Source organism: Streptomyces sp. NPDC041968 (assembly GCF_055589025.1).
On the sequence record NZ_JBVJCB010000005.1, the window covers coordinates 32,385 to 48,852 of the forward strand.

A 16,468-nucleotide genomic window follows, 5' to 3' on the forward strand; every position below is an offset into this window, starting at 1 on the left:
CTCGTACCCCGTCGAGCGGTGCGACCACCGCGGTTACACGCTGTTCGAGGTGTTGCTCGGCTCAGCTGCTCTTGACCTTGATCTCGCCGCTGACGATCTTCTCCTTGGCCGTCTTGAGGGCTGCCTGGAGCTCGGCGTCGTCCGCGAACTTCGGGTTGGAGTCCGCCAGACCGACCTCACCGGACTTCAGATCGCCCCGAACGATACCGGTCTCCGGCTTGCCGTCCTCGACCGACTTGGAGAGGTTGTAGACCGCCTTGGCGACGTCCTTGGTCGCGGAGGTCAGGATGGACTCCTTGTACTTCGCGAGGGCTTCCTGCTGGTACTGGTCGGAGTCGACGCCGATCGCCCACACCTTGTTGGTGGCGGCGGCCTCGATGACGCCCTGACCGGAGAGACCGGCCGCCGCGTAGACGACGTCGGCCTTCTTCTCGATCTGGCCCTCGGCGGCGGTCTTGCCCTTGTCGGGGCTGGAGAAGCCGCCCTCCTCGGCGGTCTGCGTCAGGTACTGCGAGACGACCTTGACCTTCGGGTCGGTGTCCTTGACGCCCTGCTCGAAGCCGGCCTGGAACTTGTGGATCAGCGGGATGTCCACGCCGCCCACGAAGCCGACCGTCTTGCTCTTGGTGGTCTTGGCGGCGGCGACACCGGCGAGGTAGGAGGCCTGCTCCTCGTTGAAGACCAGGTCCGCGACGTTCTTCGCCTCGATGGTGGCGTCGTCGACGATGCCGAAGGTGGTGTCGGGGTACTTCGCGGCGGCGCTCTTCAGCGCGGCGGCGTACGCGTAGCCGACGCCGACGACCGGGTTGTAGCCCTGCTTGGCCAGCGAGACCAGGCGCTGCTCCTTGTCGGCGTCGGTCTCACCGTCGGTGGGCTCGACGTCGGCGGTCTCGTAGCCGAACTCCTTCTTGGCCTGCTCCAGACCCGCGTAAGCGGCGTCGTTGAAGGACTGGTCGCCCTTGCCGCCGACGTCGTACGCGATGGCGAGACCCTTGTCGCCCTTGGACTCCGAGGAACCGGAGTCGGTGGAGGTGCCACCGCAGGCGGAGAGGGCGAGGGCCAGGGAGGCGGTCGCTGCGCCTGCGACCGTGATCCGGGAAATCCGGCGCATGTCTGGTGCTCCTGTCGTACAAGCGCCGGGGACGGTTCGGGTACGGCGCTGGCTTCGCCGCAGATTAACGCGCGTAGACCTGCCTGAAAACCCCTTCTGTCCACCTTGTTATCCGCCCGTGAGCAAGGCAGGGCGTGCGGGCGTCCGGGGCTTGCCGGGCGCAAACGAAGGGTGGCGGAGGGTGACGCCGGGCGCCGGGGCGGGCGGGGCGGAACGGCGAGGGCCGGGCGCCCGGAGCGGGCAGGGGCCGGGCATGGCGGAGCGGGCGGGGGCTTTCGCGCGCCCGCCCGCTCCGTCGTCCGGTGCCGTGCCGTGCCGTGCCGTGCCGTGCCGTGCCGTGCCGTGCCAGTGGGGTCTACTCGGTCTTGACCTTGATCGAGCCGGCGATGATGCCTTCCTTCGCCTTGGCCACGGCCTCCGTCAGGCCCGGGACCTCGGCGTACTTCGGGTTGGCGTCGGACAGGCCCACGCCGTCGGACTTCAGGTCGAAGGTCCGGGTGCCGTTCAGCGGCTTGCCGTCCTCGACGGACTTGGCCAGGGCGTAGACCGCGCCGTTGATGTCCTTGAGGGCGGAGGTCAGGATGGAGTCCTTGTAGGCCGCGAGCGCCTCCTGCTCGTACTGGTCGGAGTCGACGCCGATCGCCCAGACCTTCGCCTTCGCGGCCGCCTCGATCACACCCTGGCCGGACAGGCCGGCCGCCTGGTAGACGACGTCGGCCTTCTTCTCGATCTGGCCCTCTGCGGCGGCCCGGCCCTTGTCGGGGCTGGAGAAGCCGCCCTCCTCCGCGGTCTGCGTCAGGTACTGCGAGACGACCTTGACCTTCGGGTCGGTGTCCTGGACGCCCTGCTTGTAGCCGGCCTCGAACTTGTGGATCAGCGGGATGTCCACGCCGCCCACGAAGCCGACCGTCTTGGTCTTGGTGGCCTTGGCCGCCGCGACGCCGGCGAGGTAGGAGGCCTCGTTCTCGGCGAAGACGAGGGAGGCGACGTTCTCGCCCTCGACCACGGAGTCGACGATGCCGAAGGTGGTGTCGGGGTACTTCGCGGCGACGGCCTTCATCGCCGGGCCGTAGGCGAAGCCGACGCCGATGACCGGGTCGTAGCCCTGCTTCGCGAGCGAGGCGAGGCGCTGCTCCTTGTCCGCGTCGGTCTCGCCCTCGGTGGGCTCGATGTCGGCGGTCTTGTAGCCGAACTCCTTCTTCGCCCGCTCCAGTCCGGCGTACGCGGCGTCGTTGAAGGACTGGTCGCCCTTGCCGCCGATGTCGTACGCGATGGCGAGGCCCTTGTCGTCCTTGCCGCCGTCGCCGCTGTCGCTCTCGCCGCTGGTGCCGCCGCAGGCCGTGGCGGCGAGTGCGAGCGACGCGACCCCCACCGCGACGCGGGTCAGTCTGGATATCCGACGCATCTGAAGCTCCCCATTCTCCAAAGCCCCGCAGCGGGCGCTCGGTTCGGCGCAGATTAACGCGCGTAGAAACTCCTGGGAACGGGGTTCCCCGGGGCCGTTACCCATTCGTGCCGCTGGCCGGTTACGGCCCTGTGAACCACCGGCGCGAAGGGGAGCGAAGGGGGCACCCGGGGCGCGCCGCGCGACCTCGTGCGCTGTGCATCAGGCTGCCCCCGACCCGCCGGGGCCGCAACCGCGGCGGGCCGGGGCGGGGCCGGCCGCGCTACACGGCGTCGATCAGCGCGGCCGCGGTGAACATCTCCACCCCGACGGTGATGGCGTGCTCGTCGACGTCGAAGTCGCCCTGGTGCAGGTCGCGGATGACGCGCTCGCCGGGCGGGCGGACGCCGAGCCGGGCCATCGCACCGGGCACGTGTTCCAGGTACCAGGAGAAGTCCTCGCCGCCGAGGCTCTGCTCGGTGGACTCGACGGAGTCCGTGCCGCGCCGGGCGGCCATGGCGGCCTGGAGCAGTTCGGTGCTGGTGACCTCGTTGACGACCGGGGGGACGCCGCGGACGTAGGTGATCTCGGACTTCGCCCGGTACAGGTTGGCGATCTCGTCGATGGCGCCGACCACGAGGTCCGGGGCCTGCCGCCAGGCGTCGAGGTCGAGGCAGCGCACGGTCCCCGCGAGTTCGGCGTGCTGCGGGATGACGTTCGGGGCGTGACCGGACTCGATCCGCCCCCAGGTCAGGGCGAGGCCGCTGCGGCTGTCGACGCGCCGGGCGACGAGCGGCGGCACGTCGGTGACGACGCGTGCGGCGGCGGTGACCAGGTCGGTGGTGAGGTGCGGGCGGGCGGTGTGTCCGCCGGGGCCGTCGAGGGCGATCTCCAGCCGGTCGCAGGCGGAGGTGATCGGGCCGACCCGCAGCCCGATCCTGCCCGCGTCCACCCGGGGGTCGCAGTGCACGGCCAGGATGCGGCGCACCCCGTCGAGCGCGCCGCCCTCGATGGCGTCGGCGGCGCCGCCCGGCAGGACCTCCTCGGCCGGCTGGAAGACCAGCCGCACGGGCCGGGGCAGCAGGCCCTGTTCGTGCAGGGCGGCGAGGACGAGGCCGGTGCCGAGGACGACGGTGGTGTGCACGTCGTGCCCGCAGGCGTGGGCGCGGTCCGGCACCTGGGAGCGGTAGGCGCACTCGCTCTTGGTGTCGGGGATGGGCAGGGCGTCGATGTCGGCCCGCAGGGCGAGCATGCGGGGCCCGCCGGTCCACTGTCCCGAGTCGGTGTTCGTGCCGATGTCGCAGATGAGCCCGGTCCCGACGGGGAGCACCCGCGGCTTCAGGCCGGCCCGCTCCAGCCGTTCCTTGATCGCGGCGGTGGTGCGGAACTCCTGGTTGCCCAGCTCGGGGTGCATGTGCAGGTCGCGGCGGAAGGCCACGAGCTCCGCGCGCAGCGCGTCCGGCAAGGTGCCGGGGAGCAGCGCTTCTCCGGACGGATCGGCCTCGGTCTCTCGGGACATCAGTTGCTTCACCCTCTGAAGGGTAGGACGCCGGGGCGGTCAACTGTCCCACGATCAACAAAAGTTCAGCCCGTTAGGGGAAGAAAAGTTGACCGCACGGCGCATGGCTCTCAACGGGGGTGGGTACACTCACCCGCTTCGGCCTCGGCACCCGGTTCCGTCTTTCCTGTTCACTTCTCCTTTCACCCATACCACGGTACGGCCCGACCACGCCGGGGCTGTCCACGTGACGTGACCAGGACCACCTACCCGGCGGCCGCCACCGCCGACAGCCGGTGCACGTCGCGCGCCGAGCCCGTCACGCCCGACAGGAAGCCGCGGGCGCGGGGCGAGGCGTGCTGGGTGAGCCAGGCGGGGTCGATGTCGCAGACGGCGACCTTGACCTCGGTGCCGGCCAGGGCGAGGGGGAGGGTGTGGACGACGGTGGACGGGAAGCTGAGGACGGTGCGGCCGATCGGGCCGCGGCGTGCGATCAGTTCGAGGGGGAGGTCGGGTCGGACGATCTCCAGGCCGGTCTCGACCGCAAGCCGGTGCAGTTTCTCCGCGCTCTCGCGGCGGTGGGCGAAGTAGCGGGCCGCGCCGTGGGTCCTCGCCAGCGCGCGTACGGCGTCCACGTAGCGGTCGCCGTCCACGACGCCGGTCTCCACCAGGGACGTGCCGACCATGTCGGCGCCCTTGGTGATGCGGGGCGGGCCGAAGCGCGCCCGGGTCCAGGCGAAGTCGTTCGCGGTGACCGTGACACCGTCCGGGACGTCGTCGATCGGCATGGAGGAGAAGACCGAGACCCGGCGGTCGCCCGCCGGGGTCAGCCGGTGCCGGGCGGACCGGGAGACGGGGGCGAAGAGCAGGTCGCGCGGACCGGGGCGGCTGCCCTTGCGGTGCCAGCGCACCAGGCGCTCGCCGTGGGCGAGCTGGGTGACGAACTCCATCGTGGCCGTGCCGTCGTCGACGACGACCAGGTCGTGGGCGCGGGTGATGGTGAGCAGCAGTTGCACGTAGCGGGAGAAGGGGTCGCCCATGACGACCCGGTCCGCCTGGCGGAGGGCGGTCGTGAGGCCGCCGACCGTGCGGAAGGGGGCCGTTGCGCCGCCCCGGGCCTCCTCCCACCGGATCTCGTGGCCCTCCTTGCGGGCCAGTTCCGCCATGCGGCGCAGCTGGCCCCGGGTCATCGGATCCACGGGTGACAGGACCACGAGGGTGAGCTCCGCGCCGAGTGCGCGCGTGTGCGCCCACTCCAGCACGTTCAGCAGTTGTACCGGGCTCTCGACGAAGGCGAGGGTGCGGGGGCCGGCATTCCCGGCGCGGGGGCTCATCGGCGTACGACCGTCCCGTGGTGAGGGCGTGGTGGGGGTGTCAGACCGTGACCGGCTCGCCCGCGGCGGCGGCGATCTCCGCCTCGGCGACGACACCGGAGACGCGGCGCAGCTTCTTCATCGGGCCGAGCTCCGAGTCGTAGACCTTCTTGACGCCGTCGCCGAGGGAGGCCTCGATGGTGCGGATGTCGCGGACCAGGCGGGTCAGGCCCTGCGGCTCGACGGAGGCGGCCTGGTCGGAGCCCCACATGGCGCGGTCGAGGGTGATGTGGCGCTCGACGAAGGTGGCGCCGAGGGCGACGGCGGCCAGGGTGGTCTGCAGGCCCGTCTCGTGGCCGGAGTAGCCGATCGGGACGTTCGGGAACTCCTGCTGGAGGGTGTTGATGACGCGGAGGTTCAGCTCCTCGGCCTGCGCCGGGTAGGTGGAGGTGGCGTGGCACATGAGGATGTTGTCGCTGCCCAGGACCTCGACCGCGTGGCGGATCTGCTTCGGGGTGGACATGCCGGTGGAGAGGATGACGGTGCGGCCGGTGGCGCGCAGGGCGCGCAGCAGCTCGTCGTCGGTCAGGGAGGCGGAGGCGACCTTGTGGGCGGGGACGTCGAACTTCTCCAGGAAGGCGACGGCCTCGGTGTCCCACGGGGAGGCGAACCAGTCGATGTTCTTGGTCCTGCAGTACTCGTCGATCTGGCGGTACTCGTCCTCGCCGAACTCCACGCGGTGGCGGTAGTCGATGTACGTCATCCGGCCCCAGGGGGTGTCCCGCTCGATGTCCCACTGGTCGCGCGGGGTGCAGATCTCCGGGGTGCGCTTCTGGAACTTGACGGCGTCGCAGCCGGCCTCGGCGGCGGCGTCGATCAGCTTGAACGCGTTCTCCAGCTCACCGTTGTGGTTGATGCCGATCTCGCCGGTGATGTAGACGGGGCGGCCGGGGCCGGCCTCGCGGGTGCCGAAGGTGCGGATGCGGGAGTCGGTGCTCATGACAGGGGGTTTCCTTACTTGGACTGGGTGATCGTGGGGGAGTCGAGGGAGTCGAGCGAAGGGCCGAGGAGCCAGCCGGCGATCTCCCGGATCGCGCCGTCGCCACCGGGGGCGGTGGTGACCGCGCGGGCTGCGCCGCGGACGGCGTCGTGGGCGCTCGCGACCGCCACGGGCCAGCCGACGAGGGCGAAGCACGGGAGGTCGTTGACGTCGTTGCCGACGTAGAGCACGCGTTCGGGCGCGATGCCCTGCTCCTCGCACCACTGCTGGAGCGCGAGGTCCTTGCGGTCGATGCCGTGCAGGACCGGAAGCCGGAGCTTGCGGGCACGGGCGGCGACGACCGGGTTCTCCTCCGTGGACAGGATCAGCATCGCCAGGCCGCTGCGGCGCAGGGCCCCGATGCCGAGTCCGTCGCCGCGGTGCACGGAGACGAACTCCCGTCCCTCGGAGTCGATCAGCACCCGGTCGTCGGTCTGGGTGCCGTCGAAGTCGAGGACCACCGCGTCGATGTCGGCGGCGGCGGGGAGACGACCGGCGGCGGGCGTGCCGGGCCGGGCCTCGTCGAAGAGGGGGGCCAGCGCGCGGGCGCGGGCCAGGTCGTGCGGGTCGTCGATCTCCAGGACGCGGGCCGGGTCGGTGCGGACCAGCTCGGTGCGTCCGAAGAAGCGGTGCTGGTGCTTGCGGAAGCCGGGCGCGGCCATGGCGTAGGCGGCGCCGGTCTCCAGCAGGTCCTGGGGGCGGTCCTGGCGGCGGGGGCGGAAGGACTTGTCGTGGTTGACGCCGTGTCCGCCCTCCTCCCCGTCGCCCTCGCCGGTGCCGTCCCGCCACACGAAGCCGTGGAACGGGGCGACCGTCACCGCGGTGTCGGCGCCGTTCTCCGCGACCGCTCCGGCCACGCCGTCGATGTCCTCGCGGACGAGGAAGGGACTGGTGCACTGCACGAGCAGCACCACGTCCACGGCCGCGCCGTGCAGGGCCTCGTGGGCGTCCATCGCGTGCAGGACGGCTGCCTCCGAGGTGGCCGTGTCACCGGCGATGGCGGCGGGCCGCAGTACGACCTCGGCGCCGGCCTCACGGGCCGCGGCGGCGATGGTCCGGTCGTCCGTGGAGACCACGACGTCCGTCACCAGGCGGGTGGCCCGGCACTCGCGCACCGCGCGGGCCACCAGCGGGACGCCGCCGACGGGGGCGAGGTTCTTCGCGGGCACTCCCTTGGAGCCGCCGCGTGCGGGGATCACCGCGAGCACGCGGCGCATCGAAGCGCCCCGGCCCGCTTCCGGGTTGGACATGGGTTCTGCTCCTTGCGCCGGCGTCGTGGGTGTCTGCGGGGCCGGGACCTCCGGGGTCCCGGAGGTCCGCGGGGCCGGAACCGCGGGGGTCTCAGGTGTCTGCGGAGCCGCGGGGGTCCCGGGTGTCGGGCCGTTCACAGCTCCCCCATCCGCCGGATCACCGGGGCGACCCGCTGGACGCCGTGGCGGTAGGCGCCGCGGGCGGCCCGGCGTACGACCTGGCGGACCGGGCCCGGGGCCTTGTCGGCGGCCGGCGCCCCGGGCAGGGGTGTGCCGTCCGGGCCCAGGTGGTGGCGGGCGAGGACGCCGGGGAGATAGCCGGGGGCGGTGACCGTCGTGTAGTACGGGGCCAGCGGGGGGAGCCCGCCCGGGCGGCCGAGCAGCCCGGTGATGCGTTCCCGGGCCTCGTCGAAGGCGGTCTCGTAGCCGCCGTCGGCCGCGACTCCCTGCCGGGCGACCCACTCGGGGTCGGGCACCGGGCGGTGGCCCTCGTCGAGCTGCTCCCAGGAGGCGAGGCAGCCGGAGCCGACGAAGTGGTGGTTGCCCAGCGCCTCCCGCACGCCCAGGTCGGAGAGGACGACCGTGGGGATGCGGCGGTGCAGGGACTCCAGTGCGGCCGTGGAGCTGATGGTGACCAGCAGGTCGGTGCGGTCGAGGACCTCGCCCATGTGCCCGTAGACGAGCCGGAAGTTGGGCGGCGGGTCGGCCCGCTGCACGAGCTTCTGGTACGGCAGTTCCTCGATGTGCGTGGTGTGCTCGCCGGGCTTGGAGCGCAGCTTCAGCAGCACCTCGCGCTCGGGGTGCAGGCGGGCGTGGCGGATCAGCCGTTCGAGGAGGTAGGTGCGGTCCCTGCGGTTGTCCGGCACGGAGGGCTGGGCGGCGAAGACCACCGTGTAGGGGCGCTGCCCGCCCTCGCGGTCCGGTTCCCCGGTGTAGTCGGCGCCGCCCAGGAAGGGCAGGGCGACCTCGGTCACCGCGGCGGCGTCGGCCCCCACCCCCTCGTACACGGCCCGGAAACGGTCCGCGTCCTGACGTGAGTTGGCGAGCACGAGGTCCGCGCCGTGCCGCAGCAGCAGGCCGTCGGCGAGCTTCTCGTAGACGACGCCGACGTAGCCGGTGACGACCACGGGGCGGTCGGCGCGGTCCCGCCAGATGCGCCCGAGGCCGTGCAGCGTCGCCTGGACGCCGCCGCCGACCAGGGCGAGGACGAGGACGTCGTAGGACTCCTCGCCCGTCGCGTCGCCCATGGCGCGCAGGAACTCGACGGCGGTCACCTCGCGGAGCGAGTCCGCGGTGACGCCGACTTCCCGCAGCTGGCGGGGGGTGGGGGTGGCTCGGCCGCGCAGGAGGTAGCCGTCGAGGCGGATGTCCGTGTCGCCGGGGGAGATACGGGTCGCGGTGAGCGCGCCCCATTTCCACCGGGTGTCGGAGTCCGCCAGAACGGCGACTCGCAGGGCCTTCGTTGCACTTGCTGGCACGCCGTAGACGCTAGGAAGCCATTTCTAGGACCGGCCCAACCGCAATCCAACAAAGGGTGAACAGCACATCGCCGAATAGGTGATCAGGCCGCCCGGCGCCCGGAAAAACGTTCGCTTCACCGCTTCGCCACGCCGCGTTCACCCCGTATCAAGGCCAAGGTAAAGCCGCATGCCGGGCCGCCGCATAACGTCACTGACGTGCCCAAGCTCTCCGTCATCGTGCCGTTCTACAACGTCCGGCAATACGCACCAGACACCCTGCGGAGTCTGCGCGCCAACGCGCGGGACGACTTCGAATTCATTCTCGTCGACGACTGCTCCACCGACGGGACCGCGGACCTCCTCGCGCGGGCCGAACGGGAGCTGCCGGGGGCGGTGCTGGTCATACACGAACGCAACGGCGGCCTGGCGACCGCCCGCAACACCGGCATCGACCGGGCGCGCGGCGAGTACCTCACCTTCCTGGACGGCGACGACTGGCTGGCGCCCGGCCACTACGACCGGCTGGTGGCGGCGGTCGAGCGGCTCGGCGTCGACTTCCTGCGCACCGATCACGTGCAGTGCACGGGACGGGTGCGCACACTGCACCGCGTACCGCACGGCCGCCGCAACGTGGCGCTGCGGCCGCGGGACGCGATCCTGCCCGCCCACCGGACCACCTCCGTCGACTACGCCTACGCGTGGGCGGGTGTCTACCACCGCCGGCTGGTCGAGCGGGGCCTGCTGCACTTCACCGACGGGCTGCGCACGGCCGAGGACCGGCCGTGGATCTGGAAGCTGCACCGCGAGGCCGAGTCCTTCGCGGTGACCGGGCTGCTCGGCGTCTTCTACCGGCGCGGGGTGGCGTCCTCGCTCACCCAGATCGGCGACGTCCGCCAGCTCGACTTCATCCGCGCCTTCGACGAGGTCCTGGCGGGGGCGGCCGGGGACGAGGACGCCGGGCGGCTGGTGCCGAAGGCGGTGCGTACGTACTGCGCGATCATCTCCCACCACCTCGGTTCCATCGAGCGGTTCGAGCCCGCGGTGGCCCGGACCCTGCGCGCGAGGAGCGCGGCGGCGCTGCGGCGGATGCCGCAGGACGCGCTGGACGAGGTACTGGGCTCGATGGACGCCGAGCGGGCCACGCGGCTGCGGCGCCTGCGCCGCCGCGCGACGGCGGACCGGACGGACGGAGGGGTGGCGGCGTGACCACGCAGATCTTTCTGGTGTCGACGCTGTACGGCACGGCCACGCTCGCCGCGGCCCTGGACAGCGGCTGCTTCGCACCGGCCGACCGGCGGATCCTGCTGGTCTCCAACAACGCGGCGACGCCCGAGACGACCCCGTCCGTGGACGCGATGCCCGGCTTCGAGCGGGTGCGGGACCGCTTCGACGACGTGGTGTCGTGGAACGAGGCCGTCTCCCCCTTCCACCCGGGCGGCTGGTCACCGCGGCTGGAGGACGTGCCGATGTGGGAGCGGCACCTGCGGCTGGCCTGGGGGCTGGGCGAGGACGACGTGGCGCTGGCCGTGGAGTCGATCCAGGTGCACCCGGCGCTCGGGGTGGCGCAGATCTTCACCGACGCGCCCCTGACCGTCTACGCGGACGGCCTGATGAGTTACGGGCCCACCCGCACCAAGCTCGCCCCGCTGGTCGGCACGCGCGTGGAGCGGCTGCTCCACCTCGACCTGGTGCCGGGGCTCACGCCGCTGCTGCTCACCGAGTTCGGCGTCGAGCCCGAGGTCGTGCCGACGGCGGCGTTCACCAAGGTGCTGGCGGAACTGGCGGGTGACGGCGCGCAGCCGGCGGGCCCCGGCACGAGACTGCCGGACACCGGCGGGGCCGCGGTGCTGCTCGGCCAGTACCTGTCGGCGCTCGGCATCCTCTCCGCCGACGAGGAGGAGGACCTGCACGTGCGGATGCTGACGGGCGCGGCCGGGCTCGGGCACACGCGGGTGGTGTTCAAACCGCACCCCACGGCGCCGGCCCGCTTCACCCGGACCCTGGAGGAGGAGGCCGGGAGGCTCGGCGTCGACCTCACGGTGGTGGACACGCCGGTCCTCGCCGAGGTGCTGTTCCAGCGGACGCGTCCGGCACTGGTCGTCGGCTGCTTCTCCACGGCCCTGCTCACCGCGTCCGCGCTGTACGGCCTGCCGGTGGCCCGGATCGGCACCGAGACGCTGCTGGACCGGCTCACGCCGTACGAGAACAGCAACCGCGTCCCCGCCACCGTCGTCGACGCGCTCCTCCCCGACCTGGCCGACCCGGCCGCCGTCACCGAGGGCCGGCGGGGCATGGACACCGAAACGCTCGCCGCGCTGGTGCGGGCCGTCGGGTTCGCGATGCAGCCGAGGGTGCTGCCGGAGCTGCGGCCGGCGGCCGAGGGGTTTCTGCGGGAGCACCTGGACGCGCGCACCTGGCGCTACTTCAAGAAGCGCCGGCTCACCTCGCTGGGCCTCCCGGGCGGCATCCCGGCCCGCCTGGGCTTCCTGCCGCACAACTCCACGGCCCGCAAGGTGGTCCGCCGGGCCCGGGCACTGCGCCGCTCGATGGGGCGGTGAGGCGGTGACGTAGGGGCGCCGGGAACCCCGCGGGCGGGCGAGCGGGGACTCCGGTCGCCCGCATGCGGGGCAGTGTTCACCCGCCGTGTGCCGGGAAGCCACCCGCGGCCCGTCGCTCTGGGGCACATTCGGCCTCCGGTCGGAGAACGGTGGAAGGCATGACGAAGCCCTTGGCGGGACTGTTCAAGGCGCGGCAGAAGGAGGCCGCCGAGCCGGCGCTGTACGCCCGCGGCATGCGCCTGTGCGGTGAGCACCTCGCGGCGCGGGACGCGGGGTCCGCTCCCCCGCAGGTCCGGCTCACCCAGGCCATCGGGACCTTCGCGGCCTCCCTCGGCAGCCCGTCGGCCGACCCCTTCGACGCCCTCCTCCAGGTCGGCGAGCGCGCGCTGGAGGCCGGCGGGGAGCGCGAACTGGTCCTCGCGCTGGGCGTCGCCGAGACCTCGGCCATGATCCGGCAGCGCTCCAAGGGGGCGTGGCGGCTGCGCGGCCTGGCCCTGGACGGGCTGGGCCGCGGCCACGAGGCGCTGGAGTGCTACGCGCGCTACACCGCGCTGCTGAACGGCGGCACCCCGGCGCCCGAGGTCGCCCGCAGGACGGACACCCTGCGCCGCCGGCGAGCGTGCCTCGACGCGGCCCTCGCGCTCTTCCCCGAGGCGGGCGCCCCGCTGCGCGAGCTGCTCGACCAGCCCGACACGACCACCGCGGTCATCGCTCCCCGGTTCGCCGCGTACGTGCGGGCGCGGGTGGCCGAGCACGGTCCCGGCGACCCCGCCGTGCGGCGCCTGCTGGAGCTGTACGGCGGCTACCGGCGGCTCGTCGAACGGCCCGCGTCGCCGGACCCGGCGCCGGGCGGCAGCACGCCGATCGGTGTCGGCGGGCTGCGGGGACTGGTCGCGGGGCGGACGGTGTGCCTGGTCGCGAACGCCGGTGACGTGGCCGGCAGCGCGCTCGGCGCCGAGATCGACCGCTACGACCTGGTGGTGCGCTGCGACGCGTTCCGCATCCGTGCCGGGGGCACCGGCGAGCGGACCGGGCTGCACGCCGTCTCGCTGCGGGGCGACACCCCGTGGGAGGGGCCCGCCTGGACGCAGCGGGCCGGTGTCCGGCTCGTGTTCGGCGACCCGGCCGCCGGCTGGCGCCGCGCCACCCGGCAGCGGCTCGTGCCCGGGGCGCAGGAGCACGTGGGCGACGCCTCCCTGCGCCGGCCGCTGAGCGACCCGGCGCTGCTCGGCGAGGACGGCTGGGGCCCGGCGCCGACCACCGCCTTCACCGTCCTGCGGCTCCTGGACTTCCTGGACGCGAGTCCTCGCCTGGACCTGATCGGCTTCACCCTGCCCGGCCGGCTGCGGCCGAAGGAGGCCGAGTGGGTCATGGACCGCGCCACGCACGTCGACGACAGCAAGATGAGGATCGCCCTGCGATGACCCCTCCCCCCGAGTCCTCCGGTCCCGGCTCCTCCGCTCCCGGGGCCTCCGCTCCCGGCTCCCCGGTCTCCGTCGCGGACGACCGGAGCGCCGTCACCGGCCGTCGCCGGATCGCCTTCGCCGTCCACACCGACCGGGACGGCCTGCCCGGCCTGGCCACGCTGATCCGCAGCCTGGCGCTGTCCAACCCGGGCGTCTGCGAGGACCTCGTGGTCCTCCACCCCGGCCTGCCCGACTCCTCGTTCGACGCGGCCCGGCGGCTGCACCCGCGCCTCGTCACGCGCCGGGCCGAGGACCGTACGGACGTCTTCCGGCTGGAGGGGTACGACACCGTCGTCGCCCTCACCCCGGCCATGGTCGTCCTCGGCGCCCTCGACGAGCTGCTGCGGATGCGCCACGGCGTCGGCGCCGTACGGCAGGTGCTGTGCGCCGGGGAGGCCGGGGAGCGACGCGCCGTGCTGCCGGACGGTCTCCTGGTCATCCAGCGTGCCGACGTGGACGACGCCCTGGCGGACCGGCTCGGCGACGCCACCGGCGACGACCTCGGTCCGGCGCTCACCGGGGCGCTGGTCGAGCTCGACGCCCGGTACGACTTCCTCGCCCGCCGCCTCCACGACGACACACCGGTGCCCGGACACGTGGCCGTCCTGCGCTTCACCGGACCGGTCGGCACCGACGCCCCCGGGTACGGCCCGGCCACCGAGGCGCGGCGCCGCTTCGAGTTGGGCGACGAGGAGTTCCGGGCCGCCTACTGCGCCCTGCCCGGCCGCAAGCACCCCGACCTGCTGGCGCACTGCGCGCCGCCCCTGCTCGCCGCCCGCCCCTCCCTCGACCTCGCCCGCACGGTCGCCGACGTCCACCGACAGCAGGGCCGCTACGACGAGGCCGTCGCGGTGCTCGCCCCGGTCGTCGGCGACCGGCTGGACGCGCCGCGCTGCCACGAGACGCTCGGTGTCTGCCTGATGGCGCTGTCGCGCTACGACGAGGCCGAGGCGCACCTGCTGCTGGCGGCGGCCTCCCCCGACGTCGCTCCCCGCGCCTTCGCCCAGCTCGCCCGCCTGGCGTGGCTGTGGGGCCGGGACGCGGAGGCGCACGCCTACGCCCGCGAGGGCCTGGACGCCGACCCGACGGACGGCGGCTGCCACGGCTGGTACGTACGCACCCGTCCGCGGGTGCCCGAGCCGCGACGACCGGACGCCGACGCGGACGCCGCCGACGACGCCGCGCGGCAGCTCGCGCACGTGGCGCTGTTCGCGGAGGGCCAGGAGAACGCCGGGGACAAGGTCCTGCCCGAGGCGGTGCGCAGCTGCTTCGACACCGACACGGGCCCGCGCCGCTGGTACGGGCAGCCGGTGCACCGGCTGGTGGACGAGGAGGCGCTGGAGCAGCTGAACGCGCGGCGCGGGATCGTCGTCGGAGGCGGCGGGCTCTTCCTCCCGGACACCTCCCCCAACGGCAACAGCCACTGGCAGTGGAACGTCCCCAACGACCTGCTGGCCCGCGTGAGCGCGCCGCTCGCGGTGTTCGCGGTCGGCTACAACGTCTTCGACGGGCAGCTCTACCGCCGGAGCCGGTTCGCGGAGAGCCTGCGGGTCCTGGTCGAGCGGTCGGCGTTCTTCGGGCTGCGCAACCACGGTTCCATCGACCGGGTCCGCGAGCTGCTCCCCGCGGGGCTGCGCGACCGGGTGCGCTACCAGCCCTGTCCGACCACGGTGGCCCGGCACCTGGACCCGGAGCGGTTCGCCTCGGTGGAGCGGTCCGACACGGTCCTGGTCAACTGCGCCTACGACCGCGCGGGCCTGCGGTTCGGCCACGACTACGGCCACTTCCTCACGCAGATGGCCACGGCGCTGCGGAGTCTGCGGGACCGGGCCGACGTACGGTACGCGGCACACATGCCGGCCGACGAGAAGTTCGTGCACGACCTGCGCCGGGAGCACGGGATCGCCCTGCCCGTGGAGCAGCTGTACGACATGTCGAACGACACCATCCGCGGTCTGTACGGACGCGCGCGGCTGGTGATCGGGATGCGCGGGCACGCCGGGATGATCCCGTTCGGCTGCGGCACCCCGATCCTCAGCCTCGTCTCGCACCCCAAGCTCGCGTACTTCCTGTCGGACATCGGCCGCCCGGAGTGGGGGCTGTCCGTGCACGACCGGGAGCTGGGCCCCCGGCTCGCGGAGCGGGCGTCGGCGATCCTCGACCACCACGCGGCCGCCGTGGCCGACGTGCACGGCGCGCAGGAACTCCTGTGGAAGACCACCCGGTCGAACATCGAGGAACTGCGGAACACCTTCGGCCCGTCCTGAGCGCCCGGAACATCCCGTTACACCGAGAATTCACTTCCCCTGCGAACGGAGTTCGCCTTCGCGCGCCCTTTTCGACACCGCTGACTTCGGGAGCGTAGCTAGCCTGTTCCAATCTCCGATTTTCTCTCCAACCTTCGAGCGTGAGAGGCCCGCGTGCCGAAACTGTCCGTCGTCGTCCCCATGCACAATGTGGAAGCCTTCGCCGAGAGCACTCTGAGAAGTCTGGCCAACAACGCGGACCCGGACTTCGAGTTCCTGCTCGTCGACGACTGCTCCACGGATTCCACCCCATGGGCGATCGACCGCTGGGCGGAGAAACGTCCCACCGCGCGCGTGATCCGGCACGAGAAGAACATGGGCATCGCCCAGGCCCGCAACAGCGGCATCGACGCGGCCCGGGGCGAGTACGTCACGTTCCTCGACGGCGACGACTGGTACGGACCGGGCTACCTCGCCGAACTGGTGTCCTTCGCCGACGAGCTGGGCTGCGACTTCGCCCGCACCGACCACGTCCAGGCCACCGGCACCGAGCGCGTGATCCGGCGGCCCCCGGCGCCCCTGCGCAACACGGTGATGGACCCGCGCGAGGGCATAGCGCCGCCCCACATGGAGACGATGGTCGACTATCCCTTCGTCTGGGCGGGGATCTACCGCCGGCACCTCTTCGACGACGGCGGGATGCGCTTCGCGACCGAACTGCGCACCGCCGAGGACCGGCTGTGGATCTGGCGGCTGCACCTGAAGGCGGCCTCGTACGCCTCCGTCGGCCTGCACGGGGTGTTCTACCGGCGGGGCGTCGCGACCTCGCTCACCCAGATCAAGGACTCCCGCCAGCTGGACTTCATCCCGGCCTACGACATGCTCCTTCAGGACCTGCTGCGGGACCCGGAGGCCGAACGCTTCCTCCCCAAGGCGGTACGGACGTACTGCGCCATGATCGCCTTCCACCTCGGCAAGGTGAACGAGTACGAGGCGTCGGCGGCGCGGCGGCTGCGGCACGAGGCACGGGACGCGCTGCACCGCATGCCCCAGCACGTGCTGGAGGAGACCCTCAGGACCATCGACAGCACTCGGAGCAGGTTGCTCAGCCGCCTGCGCGACGGCCGGAAGGCTGCCTGACCC

Annotated in this window: 12 protein-coding genes; 5 read left to right on the top strand and 7 right to left on the bottom strand. The window is 72.9% G+C overall.

Annotated elements, in window-relative coordinates; all coding sequences use genetic code 11:
* Positions 1-61: 61 nt before the first annotated feature.
* From ACZ6EG_RS13760 to ACZ6EG_RS13790, 7 genes are all read right to left on the bottom strand, one after another.
* Positions 62-1,111 (bottom strand): BMP family lipoprotein, encoded by a 1,050-nt coding sequence (locus ACZ6EG_RS13760; protein ID WP_469604388.1) that lies wholly within the window; start codon positions 1,109-1,111, stop codon positions 62-64.
* Between the two features lie 355 nt (positions 1,112-1,466).
* Positions 1,467-2,516, bottom strand: a complete 1,050-nt coding sequence (locus tag ACZ6EG_RS13765) for a BMP family lipoprotein (protein WP_356602035.1) — start codon at positions 2,514-2,516, stop codon at positions 1,467-1,469.
* A 262-nt stretch (positions 2,517-2,778) separates the two neighbouring features.
* Positions 2,779-4,014 carry a M20 family metallopeptidase gene (locus ACZ6EG_RS13770; RefSeq protein WP_391970123.1) on the bottom strand — a complete coding sequence of 412 codons (1,236 nt, stop codon included), beginning with the start codon at positions 4,012-4,014 and terminating at the stop codon, positions 2,779-2,781.
* 245 nt (positions 4,015-4,259) lie between these two features.
* Positions 4,260-5,327 (bottom strand): hypothetical protein, encoded by a 1,068-nt coding sequence (locus tag ACZ6EG_RS13775; RefSeq protein WP_391969830.1) that lies wholly within the window; start codon positions 5,325-5,327, stop codon positions 4,260-4,262.
* A gap of 40 nt (positions 5,328-5,367) precedes the next feature.
* A complete protein-coding gene (locus ACZ6EG_RS13780) occupies positions 5,368-6,306 on the bottom strand; it encodes an N-acetylneuraminate synthase family protein (protein WP_356602031.1) in 939 nt (312 codons plus the stop codon).
* 14 nt (positions 6,307-6,320) lie between these two features.
* Entirely contained in the window at positions 6,321-7,595 is a 1,275-nt protein-coding gene (locus ACZ6EG_RS13785) for a cytidylyltransferase domain-containing protein (protein WP_391969831.1), read from the bottom strand.
* Between the two features lie 134 nt (positions 7,596-7,729).
* Positions 7,730-9,073, bottom strand: coding sequence for a DUF6716 putative glycosyltransferase (locus ACZ6EG_RS13790; RefSeq protein WP_469604394.1), 1,344 nt, complete (start codon positions 9,071-9,073; stop codon positions 7,730-7,732).
* Between the two features lie 198 nt (positions 9,074-9,271).
* On the opposite strand from ACZ6EG_RS13790, the gene ACZ6EG_RS13795 reads away from it, so the two are divergent.
* The 5 genes from ACZ6EG_RS13795 (at position 9,272) to ACZ6EG_RS13815 (ending at position 16,465) form a co-directional block, all read left to right on the top strand.
* Complete coding sequence (locus ACZ6EG_RS13795; RefSeq protein WP_356602025.1) at positions 9,272-10,261, top strand: glycosyltransferase family 2 protein; 990 nt, start codon at positions 9,272-9,274, stop codon at positions 10,259-10,261.
* On the top strand, positions 10,258-11,613 hold the full coding sequence (locus ACZ6EG_RS13800) for a polysialyltransferase family glycosyltransferase (RefSeq protein WP_391969833.1): 1,356 nt from the start codon (positions 10,258-10,260) through the stop codon (positions 11,611-11,613). Before ACZ6EG_RS13795 ends, ACZ6EG_RS13800 begins: the two co-directional genes overlap by 4 nt.
* A gap of 158 nt (positions 11,614-11,771) precedes the next feature.
* Positions 11,772-13,037, top strand: coding sequence for a hypothetical protein (locus ACZ6EG_RS13805; RefSeq protein ID WP_391969834.1), 1,266 nt, complete (start codon positions 11,772-11,774; stop codon positions 13,035-13,037).
* Positions 13,034-15,346 carry a polysaccharide pyruvyl transferase family protein gene (locus ACZ6EG_RS13810; protein ID WP_469604399.1) on the top strand — a complete coding sequence of 771 codons (2,313 nt, stop codon included), beginning with the start codon at positions 13,034-13,036 and terminating at the stop codon, positions 15,344-15,346. Before ACZ6EG_RS13805 ends, ACZ6EG_RS13810 begins: the two co-directional genes overlap by 4 nt.
* Before the next feature lie 153 nt (positions 15,347-15,499).
* Entirely contained in the window at positions 15,500-16,465 is a 966-nt protein-coding gene (locus ACZ6EG_RS13815) for a glycosyltransferase family 2 protein (protein ID WP_391969836.1), read from the top strand.
* The last annotated feature ends 3 nt before the right edge of the window (positions 16,466-16,468 follow it).

Excerpts from the sequence above, each read along its gene's own strand:
- ACZ6EG_RS13770 (WP_391970123.1), bottom strand. The coding sequence starts at position 4,014 with ATGTCCCGAGAGACCGAGGCCGATCCGTCCGGAGAAGCGCTGCTCCCC.
- ACZ6EG_RS13780 (WP_356602031.1), bottom strand. The coding sequence starts at position 6,306 with ATGAGCACCGACTCCCGCATCCGCACCTTCGGCACCCGCGAGGCCGGC.
- ACZ6EG_RS13775 (WP_391969830.1), bottom strand. The coding sequence starts at position 5,327 with ATGAGCCCCCGCGCCGGGAATGCCGGCCCCCGCACCCTCGCCTTCGTC.
- ACZ6EG_RS13785 (WP_391969831.1), bottom strand. The coding sequence starts at position 7,595 with ATGTCCAACCCGGAAGCGGGCCGGGGCGCTTCGATGCGCCGCGTGCTC.
- ACZ6EG_RS13810 (WP_469604399.1), top strand. The coding sequence starts at position 13,034 with ATGACCCCTCCCCCCGAGTCCTCCGGTCCCGGCTCCTCCGCTCCCGGG.
- ACZ6EG_RS13760 (WP_469604388.1), bottom strand. The coding sequence starts at position 1,111 with ATGCGCCGGATTTCCCGGATCACGGTCGCAGGCGCAGCGACCGCCTCC.
- ACZ6EG_RS13805 (WP_391969834.1), top strand. The coding sequence starts at position 11,772 with ATGACGAAGCCCTTGGCGGGACTGTTCAAGGCGCGGCAGAAGGAGGCC.
- ACZ6EG_RS13765 (WP_356602035.1), bottom strand. The coding sequence starts at position 2,516 with ATGCGTCGGATATCCAGACTGACCCGCGTCGCGGTGGGGGTCGCGTCG.